This window comes from Tessaracoccus luoxuelianae (assembly GCF_055326245.1).
In genome coordinates, this window is record NZ_JBUZNO010000004.1 from 17,576 (window position 1) to 29,122 (window position 11,547).

General features: G+C 70.1%; 11 protein-coding genes. 9 read left to right on the forward strand and 2 right to left on the reverse strand.

Translation table 11 applies throughout. The features are described from left to right. The first annotated feature begins 27 nt into the window (after positions 1 to 27). Together ACZK39_RS06950 and ACZK39_RS06955 are read left to right on the forward strand one after the other, a co-directional pair. Positions 28 to 1,884 carry an ABC transporter transmembrane domain-containing protein gene (locus tag ACZK39_RS06950; RefSeq protein ID WP_182784548.1) on the forward strand — a complete coding sequence of 619 codons (1,857 nt, stop codon included), beginning with the start codon at positions 28 to 30 and terminating at the stop codon, positions 1,882 to 1,884. After that, entirely contained in the window at positions 1,877 to 3,805 is a 1,929-nt protein-coding gene (locus ACZK39_RS06955; RefSeq protein ID WP_182800801.1) for an ABC transporter ATP-binding protein, read from the forward strand. Before ACZK39_RS06950 ends, ACZK39_RS06955 begins: the two co-directional genes overlap by 8 nt. Before the next feature lie 3 nt (positions 3,806 to 3,808). Here ACZK39_RS06955 and ACZK39_RS06960 read toward each other — a convergent pair whose 3' ends face one another. Together ACZK39_RS06960 and dapD are read right to left on the reverse strand one after the other, a co-directional pair. After that, entirely contained in the window at positions 3,809 to 4,633 is an 825-nt protein-coding gene (locus ACZK39_RS06960) for a hypothetical protein (protein ID WP_182800800.1), read from the reverse strand. Further along, entirely contained in the window at positions 4,633 to 5,565 is a 933-nt protein-coding gene (gene dapD / locus ACZK39_RS06965) for a 2,3,4,5-tetrahydropyridine-2,6-dicarboxylate N-succinyltransferase (protein WP_182784543.1), read from the reverse strand. The genes ACZK39_RS06960 and dapD overlap by 1 nt, the downstream gene beginning before the upstream one ends. Positions 5,566 to 5,711: 146 nt before the next feature. On the opposite strand from dapD, the gene ACZK39_RS06970 reads away from it, so the two are divergent. The 7 genes from ACZK39_RS06970 to ACZK39_RS07000 all read left to right on the forward strand — a co-directional run bounded on the left by ACZK39_RS06970 (position 5,712) and on the right by ACZK39_RS07000 (position 11,539). Beyond that, the gene (locus ACZK39_RS06970) at positions 5,712 to 7,280 is read left to right on the forward strand and encodes a circularly permuted type 2 ATP-grasp protein (RefSeq protein ID WP_459054835.1); all 1,569 of its coding nucleotides are present in this window, start codon (positions 5,712 to 5,714) and stop codon (positions 7,278 to 7,280) included. Continuing rightward, entirely contained in the window at positions 7,274 to 8,194 is a 921-nt protein-coding gene (locus ACZK39_RS06975; RefSeq protein WP_182800799.1) for an alpha-E domain-containing protein, read from the forward strand. The genes ACZK39_RS06970 and ACZK39_RS06975 overlap by 7 nt, the downstream gene beginning before the upstream one ends. Before the next feature lie 22 nt (positions 8,195 to 8,216). Further along, complete coding sequence (locus ACZK39_RS06980) at positions 8,217 to 9,059, forward strand: transglutaminase family protein (RefSeq protein WP_459054834.1); 843 nt, start codon at positions 8,217 to 8,219, stop codon at positions 9,057 to 9,059. A gap of 34 nt (positions 9,060 to 9,093) precedes the next feature. Beyond that, a complete protein-coding gene (gene dapE / locus ACZK39_RS06985; RefSeq protein ID WP_459054833.1) occupies positions 9,094 to 10,164 on the forward strand; it encodes a succinyl-diaminopimelate desuccinylase in 1,071 nt (356 codons plus the stop codon). Further along, positions 10,161 to 10,895: an LOG family protein gene (locus ACZK39_RS06990; RefSeq protein ID WP_182784535.1), complete on the forward strand. Its 735-nt coding sequence runs from the start codon at positions 10,161 to 10,163 to the stop codon at positions 10,893 to 10,895. Before dapE ends, ACZK39_RS06990 begins: the two co-directional genes overlap by 4 nt. A 3-nt stretch (positions 10,896 to 10,898) precedes the next feature. Then, the gene (locus ACZK39_RS06995) at positions 10,899 to 11,276 is read left to right on the forward strand and encodes a hypothetical protein (RefSeq protein WP_182784533.1); all 378 of its coding nucleotides are present in this window, start codon (positions 10,899 to 10,901) and stop codon (positions 11,274 to 11,276) included. A gap of 95 nt (positions 11,277 to 11,371) precedes the next feature. After that, entirely contained in the window at positions 11,372 to 11,539 is a 168-nt protein-coding gene (locus tag ACZK39_RS07000; RefSeq protein ID WP_182784531.1) for a DUF3117 domain-containing protein, read from the forward strand. The last annotated feature ends 8 nt before the right edge of the window (positions 11,540 to 11,547 follow it).

An 11,547-nucleotide genomic window follows, 5' to 3' on the forward strand; every position in this document is an offset into this window, starting at 1 on the left:
TGATCGACGCACGTCAGGACCCCCTTCATGCATGCATCGCCGCGCGGGCGCTTCGATTTTCCGCCCGCCATCCCTGCCGACCCGCGCCCGGACGTGCGCTCTCCCAGTCGGTTCCTGTTCTGGCTGATCCGCTCTTACGGCTGGGTGGTGCCTGCCATGACGTTGGCCGCATCGTCGTGGATGGTGCCGGCGGCACTGACCCCCTGGCTGCTGGGCCGTGCCATCGACGCCGGCGTGGTCGGCGGCGACAGCTCCGCCACCCTCGGCTGGGTCGCGTTGCTGCTGGGCGTCATCGCGGTCGGCGTCGTCGGCGGCATCATGTTCCACACCTTCGCCGTGCGGATGTGGTTGCTCGGCATCTACGGCATCCAGCGTCGAGTGTCGCGGCAGTCCGTGCACCTCGGGCACGTCCTCAACCGCCGCGTCCCGACCGGAGAGGTGCTGAGCGTGGCCTCCTCGGACAGCGACCAGTTCGGCGCCACCATCGACTCCTTCGGGCATGTCATCGCGGCGGCGGTCAGTTTCCTGCTGGCCTCAGCGCTCATGCTGACGACCTCTCCGACGCTGGGAGCCGTCGTGCTCGTCGCCACCCCGGTGCTTCTGCTCGCCTCGACCCCGGTGCTGCGCCCCCTCACCAGGGCCCAGAGCGCCGAGCGGACCGAGAGCTCGTCGCTGACCACGATGGCCACGGACATCGCCACAGGCCTGCGGATCCTCCGCGGGATCGGCGGGGAGCGCACCTTCGCCCGCAACTACGAGCGCCAGTCCCAGAAGGTGCGTGCGCTGGGGGTCCGGCTCGGCACGTGGCAGGCGGTTGTCGAGGCGATCAGCATCCTGCTCTCGGGCCTCCTCCTGGTGGCGCTGGTCTACCTGGGCTCACGCCAGATGCTGGAGGGGGCGCTCAGCGTCGGTCAGCTGATCAGCTTCTTCGGGTACGCACTCTTCCTCACCTCTCCCATGCAGACCTTCTTCGATTTTGCGCAAAAGTGGGCACAAGGCCTGGTCGCCGCGCAGAAGACGTTGTCGTTCCTGGGGGCCGATGTGCCTTGGCGCGCCTCGGGTCAGGAGCTGACCGGTGTCCCGGTGCTCCGGGACGAGGAATCCGGTGTGGTCGTGCATCCCGGGCGGATGCTCGGGGTGGTCTCGGCCGACCCGGACGCCTCCGCCGCGCTCGCGGACCGGCTCGGCCGCTACCTGCCCGAGGCCGCCGTCGAGAAGTCGGAGGACGAGGACCTCACCGGACGGGCGCTCAAGGCGTCGCGGCGCGAGCGGCTCGCAGCCAGGGCGCGGCGCGCGGAGGCCGACGCCGAGCTGGCTGCCCGACCATGGGGCGTCACCGCCGACGGAGTGGATTACACGGACCTCGACATGGCCGCGCTGCGCAGGCTCGTCGTCGTGTCCCACACCGGCGCAGGCCTGTTCGCGGGCACCCTTCAGACCGCCGTCGACCCGTGGGGCACCCACAGCCGCCAGCAGGCGGAGCGGGCGCTGATCGTCGCTTCCGCGGAGGACATCTACGACGCCATGCCGGGGGGCTGGCAGGGCCGGATCGACGAGAAGGGTCGCGGTCTGTCCGGGGGGCAGCGGCAACGTGTCGTCCTTGCGCGCGCGCTGGTGCTTGACCCGGAGGTCCTCATCCTCGTCGAGCCCACGTCTGCGGTGGACGCTCACACGGAGGCGCGGATCGCCGAGCGGTTGGCCGAGCATCGTCGCGGGCGCACCACCATGGTGGTCACCGCCTCCCCGCTGATGCTGCGCCACTGCGACGAGATCGCTGTGCTCGCAGGAGGCCGCGAGGTCGCCCGGGGTAGCCACGATCAGCTCCGGACCCACCCTGACTACCACCGCGTCATCGCACGCGGCATGGAGGATGACGATGAGTGAACACCTGTTGGCGGAGTCCTCCGCCTCCACCTGGCGCAGCGAGCCGTCGGGGCCGCGCCTCCAGGAAGGCCTGGACGTACCCCGCGGCACCGGCCTGCGCGCCCGGATGGCCGCGCTGGCCAGGCGACACCACATCCGCACCAGCACCGCACTGGCCGTGTTCGCCGATGCCCGCAACCCCGAGCACGGGTTCCCGGTGGCCACCTCGGGCCAGGCCGTGGGGTTCCTCGGCCGGATGCTGAAGGGCCGCCGGGCCAGGCTCGGCTGGGCGATCGGGTTCAACGGCGCCGCGGCCGCTGCGGGGTTGGTTGCGCCCTTCATGCTCGGCCGCCTGATCGACCAGGTCACGGGCGGGCGGCTCGACGTGCCGGGGCTCACCGCACTGGTGATGATCATCGCGGGAGTGATCGTGGCACAGGCCCTGCTGACCTTCGCGGCGCGATGGGCGTCCGCTGTCCTGGGCTACGACCTCCTCGCGGCTGCCCGCGAGGAGGTGGTGCGCATCGTGCTGCGGCTGCCGCTCGGGCACGTGGAGTCCTCCGGTTCGGGCGACCTGCTCACCCGCATCACCTCGGACGTGTCGAAGATGGCCACCGCCGCGCGATGGGCGTTGCCGACGCTCATCGTGTCGGTGGTCCTCATCGGCGCCACCCTCGTCGCGATGCTGCTGAACTCCTGGCTCCTGACCATGCCCATGCTGCTCACGGCAGTGGTGATGTGGGTGGGGGGACGCTACTACCTCTCGCGGGCCACCGCCGGTTACATCACCGAGTCCCGGTCCTACTCCGTCATCAACGCCACGACCACCGAGACGGTCGAGGGCGCCCGCACCGTCGAGGCGCTGGCGCTGGGGGACCTGCGCGTGGCACAGCTGGATCAGGACACTGAGGTGTCGGCCCAGGCCGAGCGCTACACCATGACGCTGCGCAACATGCTCTTCGCCATGGTGGACTCATCGTTCCAGCTTCCGCTCGTGGGCGTGGTGCTGCTCGGCACCTGGGGCCACGCGAACGGCTGGGTGACGATCGGCCAGATCACGACGGCCGCGCTGTACGTGGCACAGCTCCAGGGGCCGCTCGACCGGGTGATCATGGTCCTCGACCACCTCCAGCTCGGCCTCGTCTCCACCGCCCGCCTCATCGGCGTCGCCCAGGTGGAGGACGACCGGACCCCCGGCGATGGCCAGCCCGACGGCGCCAAGCTCACCGGCAGCGGTCTCCGGTTCGGCTATCGGGCCGGCTTCGATGTCCTGCACGGCGTCGACGTCGATCTCCGGCCCGGGGAGCGACTGGCGATCGTCGGGCCCTCCGGCTCGGGCAAGTCCACCCTGGGACGACTGGTGGCGGGCATCAACCGGCCGCGCTTGGGCGAGGTGACCGTCGGCGGAGTCGACGTCATGGACCTCCCGCTGGACCGGTTGCGCACCGAGGTGGCCCTGGTCACGCAGGAGCACCACGTGTTCGTCGGGTCCGTCCGCGACAATGTGGTGCTGGCGCGCGAGACCACCGCCTCCGACGGCGAGGTGGAGCAGGCGCTGCGAGCCGTCGACGCGTGGGGGTGGGTCTCCAAGCTGCCCGGCGGTCTGCACGCCGAGCTGGGTCACGGCAAGACGCCCCTCAGCCCCGCCCAGGCGCAGCAGGTGGCGCTGGCCCGGCTCATCGTCGCCGATCCCCACACCCTGGTGCTGGACGAGGCCACCTCGCTCATCGACCCCTCGTCGGCCAGGCATCTGGAGGGCTCGATGGCGGCGCTGCTCGACGGGAGGGCGGTCATCGCGATCGCCCACCGCCTGCACACCGCCCACGACGCTGACCGGATCGCGGTGGTCGACGGCGGGCGCATCGTCGAGATCGGCTCCCACCACGAGCTCCTCGAGCTCGACGGGCAGTACGCAGACCTGTGGCGGACCTGGCGTAACTGATCGCTAGCCGAGGGTGAGGACGGCGGTGCCCGGGGCGGCGGGCTCGGCGGCGTCTCGCCAGGCGCCCTCGCCGGCGACCCACTCGCGGTCGGCGACGACCACGGAGGTGAGGCCCCCGGCGTAGCTGTTGGCGATGGCGAGCTGCGCCGCCGCCCAGAGCGACGTCTCGTCTGCGGCCGTGACCGTGAGCGTGCCGCCCTCCGCCGCGACACTCACGCCGCCGCCGAGCGCCGCGAGCACGCGCTCGAACGCCGTCGGGTCCGGGGTGGGGGAGTCCTCGAAGCTCAGGCAGGCGATGGATTCCTGCCGCGACCCCCGCAGGGCGCCAGCCACCCCCGTCGCCTTCTCCACATGCTGGCGGTAGGCCTCGGGGAAGCCGCTGCGCTGCACCTGTTGGGCCACGTCGTTGATGTCTCCGGTTTCCCAGCCGTCGAACTTGACCAGCTCCTCGTAGAACCGGGCCGACGAATACCAGGGATCCAGGATCTCCTCCTCGGTGCCCCACCCGTAGGAGGGCCGCTGCTGGAAGAGGCCCAGGGAGTCCCGGTCCCCGTAGTCCAGGTTGCGCAGGTCCGATTCCTGGTAGGCCGTGGCCAGCGCGATCACCGCCGCCCGCTCGGGCAGGCCACGCTCGACTGAGACCGCGACGATGATCGACGCGTTGCGCGCCTGCTCCGCCGTCAGCACGGTGCTGCCGCCGTCGAAGAAGACGGTGCACTGCTGCGGAGTGAGGCGCTTCTGCACGTAGCGGTAGGCCGACCATCCCCCGAAGGCGAGGCCCGCAAGCAGGGCCACGGTGAGGAGGGTCGCGATGAGGCTTCTGCGCATCAGTTGTCGTGCAGGTCTGAGTTCAGCGAGACCTTGGAGCCACGACGGTGCCGCGCGCGCACCGCGCCGGTCACCGAGTCCCGCAGGAACAGCAGGTCGTCCTGGCCGGACAGCTCGCGTGCCTTGACGACGGTGCCGTCCTCGAGGGTGACCTTGGTGCCGGCCGTGAGGTAGAGGCCCGCCTCCACCACGCAGTCATGGCCCAGCGAGATACCCACACCGGAGTTGGCGCCCAGCAGGCACCGCTCCCCGAGGCTGATCACCTGCTGGCCGCCCCCGGACAGGGTGCCCATGATGGAGGCGCCGCCGCCCACGTCCGTGCCGTCGGCAACGACGACGCCGGAGGAGATCCTGCCCTCTACCATCGAGGTGCCCAAGGTGCCCGCGTTGAAGTTGACGAAGCCCTCGTGCATCACGGTGGTGCCCTCCGCGAGGTGGGCGCCGAGACGGACCCGGTCCGCGTCCGCGATCCGCACCCCCAGCGGGGTGACGTAGTCCACCATGCGGGGGAACTTGTCCACGCCGTAGACGGTGAGCTGCTCGCCGCGGGCATGCAGCAGCATGCGCACGCGGTTGACGTCGGCCACCCGGACCGGTCCGCGCGTGGTCCACGCGTTGTTCGGCAGCACCCCGAAGATGCCGGTGAGGTTGAGCCCGTGCGGGGCGACGAGGCGGGCGCTGAGCAGGTGAAGCCGCAGAAACGCGTCCTCGACCGTCTCCGGCGGGTCGTCGAGTTTGATCTCGACCCGGACCACCTTGGATTCCACCTGACGGATCTCGTCGACCTGCTGCGCCTCGGCCAGCAGCGACGGTGGCTCGTCGGTGACGGCCGAGCCCAACCGAGGTTCGGGGTACCAGGCGTCGAGGACGGCCCCGGTGGTGTGGACGGTGGCCAGGCCCCAGGCCCAGGCGGTGCGGGTCTCGTTGGTCATGCCGGCAAGTCTAGTGGCGCACCACGTCACGGGTCGGCTGCGATTCTGGGCCCGCTGAGCGTCCGTCAGCGAACAGGTAGGTAAGGGTTGTGTGACAGATGCCCATCCGGCGTGCCCTGAGGCCTGCGCCCCACTAACCTGTGCCCATGACTGCGCTGTTCGACGATTACCCGCCGGGGGAGGCCTTCGACGAGATGGTCGGCGCCGACGGCATCCGCGCCGCCGCGCAGACCATCGCCCAAGGTCTGGACCGGCTCGGCATCGAAGAGGTCAGGGCCAGGGCCGAGTACCTGCGCACCATCTACATCGACCAGGGCGTGACTTTCGACATCGGCGGTGAGGAGCGACCCTTCCCGCTGGACATCGTCCCCCGGATCCTGCAGGCCGACGAGTTCGCCCACGTCGAAGCGGGCAGCAAACAACGGGTCCGCGCGATGGACGCCTTCCTCGACGACGTGTACTCGGAGGGTCGCTGTTTCGTGGAGGGGGTGATCCCGCGACACGTGGTGGCCTCCTCCCCCCACTTCCACCGCGCTATGGCCGGGGTCACCACGCCCAACGGGGTGCGGGTCCACATCGCCGGGATCGACCTGGTGCGCGGCCGCGACGGCATCTTCCGCGTCCTGGAGGACAACGTGCGCAGCCCATCGGGGGTGTCCTACGTGATGACCAACCGCCGCGCCGTGCACGCCGCGCTCCCGGAGATCGCCGCCAAGCACCGGATCCGGGCGGTGGACGACTACCCGTCGCAGCTTCTCACCGCCCTGCGCGCCGCCGCGCCGTCGAGCATCGCGGACCCCACCGTCGTGGTCCTGACGCCCGGGGTGCACAACTCCGCCTACTTCGAGCACGCCATGCTGGCCCGCATGATGGGCGTCGAGCTGGTCGAGGGCCGGGACCTGGTGGCCCACGGTGGCCACGTGTCGCTGCGCACCACCCGGGGGCTCCGCCCGGTGCACGTCATCTACCGGCGCATCGACGACGAGTTCCTGGACCCGGCGGTGTTCCGGGCGGACTCCCTCATCGGGTGCGCCGGGCTGCTCAACGCCGCTCGAGCAGGCAACGTGACCATCGCCAACGCCGTCGGCAACGGTGTGGCCGACGACAAGCTCGTCTACACCTATGTGCCGGACCTCATCCGCTTCTACCTCGGTGAGGAGCCCATCCTGGCCAGCGTGGACACGTGGCGGCTCGAGGACCCTGCCGCCCGCGAGGAGGTGCTGGACCGGCTGGCGGAGCTGGTGGTCAAGCCGGTGGACGGCTCGGGCGGCAAGGGCATCGTGATCGGCCCCCGCGCAACGCAGGAGGAGCTGTACAAGCTGCGTCGCCAGATCCTCAAGGACGCCCGCGGCTGGATCGCGCAACCGGTGGTGCAGCTGTCCACGGTGCCCACCATGATCGACGGGGAACTCAAGCCCCGGCACGTTGACCTGCGCCCGTTCGTCGTCAACTCCGGCGGAGACAATATCTTCGTGCTGCCAGGCGGACTCACCCGCGTGGCGCTGCCCGAGGGGGAGCTGATCGTCAACTCGTCGCAAGGGGGCGGGTCGAAGGACACGTGGGTGCTGACCTCCGGCCGCCCGGTTGCCCCGCCGCTCGCGCCGGCACCGCCACGCAGGCCATCCTCGGTGCCGATGTCCGAGCCGGTGCTCAACCGGGTGATCCGACACCAACACGAACAGCAGCAGCAGAGCGGGGAGGTGGCCCCATGCTGAGCCGGATCGCCGACTCCCTGTTCTGGATCGGGCGCTACCTGGAGCGGGCGGAGGACACCTGCCGCATCGTCGAGGTGCACCTGCACCAGCGCCTCGACGATCCGGGCGTCTACCCAGCGCAGGCGGCCCGGGACCTGCTGCTCCTCATGGGCCAGGAACCCAAGGACGACGAGCCGGACGTGCTGCAGGAGCTGTGCTACGACGAGAACTCGCCCATCAGCTTCCTCGCCGCGCTGGGCAGCGCGCGCGAGTCCGCCCGCCGGGCCCGCGAAACGGTCTCGACAGAGGTGTGGGAGTCCATCAACACCACCTGGCTGGCCGTCCGCGGGGGCAGGCTGCAGCGGATGCGGCCGGCCTCCATGGTGAAGTTCGTCCGGGAGCGCTGCGCCGTCATCGCGGGGCTGGCCGACGGCACCATGAGCCACGATGAGGGCTGGCTGTTCCTGACTCTGGGCCGGAGCATCGAGCGCATCGACATGACGGCCCGGCTCCTTGCCACGCCGTCGCTGGTGGGTAACTCCCCGCGCGCCTGGGACCACGTGCTCAGCGGCTGCGGGGCCCACCACGCGTTCGTGCAGCGCTACGGGGCGCTGGCCTCGGACCGCGACGCCGCTGAGTTCCTCATCCTCGACCGCCTGTTCCCCCGCTCCCTGATCTACACCCTCAACACGGCGGTGGACTCGCTGTCACAGCTGGGCCCCGGCAATCAGCGGATCCGGCCCGACGACCCGGCCACGCGCCTGCTCGGCGCCGCCCGCGCCAACCTGGAGTTCCTTCCCGCTGAGGAGATCCTCCTCGATCTGACCGAGCAGATGGCCAGGCTGCAGGTGGTCTGCTCGCAGGCCACGCAAGCGGTGTCTGCGCGGTATTTCGAGGGCTCGGCCGCGGCCGAGTGGGTCGGAGGAGCCTGGTGATCGACGTGCGAAGGAGCCTCCTGTGAGTCAGTACCGGATCGTGCACACCACGGGCTACAACTACGGCGGCGGTGCCTCCGACTCGTTCAACGAGGCCAGGATGACACCCCTGACGAGCCGGCGGCAGCTGGTCCTCTCGTCCCGGCTCGACATCACCCCGGTGGCCTGGACGCATGCCTACCGCGACTACTGGCGCACCTCTGTGGTGGCGTTCGAGATCCACGAGCGCCACTCGGACCTGAAGGTGGTGGCCACGTCCACCGTCGAGATCCACGATGTCGCTCCCGACGCCGAGCCGGTGGGCTGGGCAGGGCTCGAGGACCCGAACCTGCAGGACCGCTACGTGGAGTTGCTCACCCAGACCCGCTCCGTGCGGCCGCACCGCGAGGTGCTGCGCATCGCACAGCAGGTGCGCAGCACCTCGGCCACCCCCGGCGAGGCCGTGGTGGAGCTCGCCCGCAGGCTGCGCGAGCACGTGGACTACGTGCCCGGCGTCACCCAGGTGCACACGCTGGCCAGCGAGGTGTGGGACCACAGGGCAGGGGTGTGCCAGGACATCGCGCACCTCACCCTGGGGGCCCTGCGCTCGATCGGTATCCCCGCCCGCTACGTCTCCGGCTACGTCGTGCAACTCGAGGATCCCCAGATCGGGGTGCCCATGGTGGGGGAGTCGCACGCCTGGATCCAGTACTACGACGGCGAGTGGCTGGGATTCGATCCCACCAACCAGACCGTGCCCCGCGGGTCCCACGTGGAGGTGGGATTCGGGCGTGACTACACGGACGTGGCCCCGCTCAAGGGCATCTACACCGGCTCCGGCGGATCCGAGATGTTCGTCTCCGTGGAAATGACCCGGCTCACCTGAGCCCGCCTCGACCCGGACCTACTAGGCTCGCGGCATGGACCCTTTGGTGGAGTTGCTGCAGGAGATCATGGACATCGAGTCCGTCTCGGGCAACGAGCGCCGCCTCGCGGACTGGGTGGAGGCCCGGCTTGCCGCCCTCCCGCACCTCGAACTGCACCGGGACGGTGACTGCATCGTGGCCCGCACCAGTCTCGGCAGGGCTGAGCGGGTGGTCATCGCCGGGCACCTGGACACCGTGCCGGTGGCAGGCAACCTCCCCTCGCGCCTCGTCGAGCACCCGGAGGGCCCACGGGTCTGGGGTCGCGGGGCCTCCGACATGAAGGGCGGGGTGGCCGTGATGCTCACGCTCGCAGAGGAGCTGGCGGCGCCGTCGCGAGACATCACGTGGATCTTCTACGACCACGAGGAGGTGGAGGCGGCGCGCAACGGCCTCGGCCGGCTGAGCCGCGCCAGGCCGGACCTCGTGCGCGCTGACTTCGCGGTGCTGATGGAGCCCACCAACGCCCAGATCGAGGGCGGCTGCCAGGGCACCATCCGGATCGACCTCACGACGACGGGGATCGCGGCCCACAGCGCCCGCGCCTGGATGGGACACAACGCCATCCACGACCTTGCCCCCGTGCTGTCTACCCTGGCCGCATACCGGTCCGAGGAGATCGAGGTCGAGGGGCTGGTCTACCGCGAGGGCCTCAACGCGGTGGCGGTCACCGGCGGCATGGCCGGCAACGTGATCCCGCCGTCGGCCACGGTGCAGATCAATTACCGCTTCGCTCCGGACAAGACGGTCGAGCAGGCGCTCGAACGGCTACGCGGCTGGTTCCAGGGGTACGACTTCGTGGTCGCGGACGCATCGCAGGCAGCCCGGCCCGGGCTGGACAGGCCCGCCGCCGAGCAGTTCGTGGCCGCGATCGGCGAGCCGGCGCGCCCCAAATACGGGTGGACAGACGTGGCGCGCTTCAGCGAGCTGGGAATCCCCGCGGTCAACTACGGGCCCGCGGATCCCTCCGTCGCCCACCGGGACGACGAGTACTGTCGCGTCTCAGACCTCGACAAGTGCGCCGCCGGCCTGCGTCGGTGGCTCACCCCAGAAGGAGCACGTCCATGACCCAGCCCAAGCGTCGCTCCGGCGCAGTCGAGCTCGGCGGTGAGGAGCGCACCCGCCAACCCATGGCGGACGAGGCGCTCCTGCAACACACCCGGATGCCCTGGAGCCACCTGGATCCCTGGCGCGTGCTGCGGATCCAGTCCGAGTTCGTGGAGGGCTTCGACGCGCTCAAGGAGCTGCCCCCGGCCGTGAGCGTATTCGGATCGGCCCGCACCTCCTCTGACCACCCCATGTACGAGGCGGCCGTCGAGCTCGGCCGGGGCCTCGTGCACCGGGGGTTCGCGGTCATCACCGGGGGCGGCCCCGGCATCATGGAGGCCGCCAACAAGGGGGCGACCGAGGCCGGGGGACTGTCGGTGGGCCTGGGCATCGAGCTGCCGCACGAACAGGGGATGAACGAGCACATCAGTCTCGGCGTCAACTTCCGCTACTTCTTCGCCCGCAAGACCATGTTCCTCAAATACAGCCAGGGCTTCATCACGATGCCCGGTGGTTTCGGCACTCTGGACGAGCTGTTCGAGGCGCTCACCCTGATCCAGACCGGCAAGGTGAAGAACTTTCCGATGGTGCTGTTCGGAACCGCGCACTGGAATCCCCTGATGGACTGGGTCCGAGACACCATGGCGGAACACGGTTTCATCTCCCGCGCCGATCTGAGGCTGGTCACCGTGACCGACGACGTCGAGGAGGCCCTCGACGCGATGGGCACCCCCGGTCAGTTCGAGACCTGAGCCATGTGGATCGCGATCGTCGGGGTGGCCATCGTCACCTTGGGCCTGGCGGCCTTCGCGGGCCTTGGCCGGCTGGGTGAGATGTCCGCCGACGCAGTCAATGATCGTCCCCGCGGACGGGTGCCGGCCGGCCCCGTGACGCCCGAATTCCTCGCGGCAGCCATCCTCCCGACCGCCTGGTCCGGCTATCGCCGTGACCAGGTGGACCGCTATCTCGCCGAGCTGGCCGATGGCACCGCCGTCCCGGAGGCGGAGGTGGTCTTCGACGTGGTCCGTCGCGGATACGACATGCAGGTCATCGACGAGCTGCTGCTGCGCGGAGCCTACGAGCGGCCCAAGGCGGCGGAAACGTTCACTGAGGAGCCCACCCAGGAAGGGTGATCCGGCCGGTTTGGGCACCGTGCGGGCGGCTGCTTGCCCTGATGCGGAATAATAGAGCCTGTCCACAGTTCGAGCACAGAGAATGAGAGTGGCAGATGGCAGCGATGAAGCCCCGCACGGGTGACGGTCCGATGGAGGTCACAAAGGAGGGTCGCGGCATCGTGATGCGCGTTCCCGTCGACGGCGGCGGACGCCTCGTCGTCGAGATGAACGCCACCGAGGCCACCGACCTCCTCAATGCATTGAAGGGCATCGTCGGCTGAGAACCCCT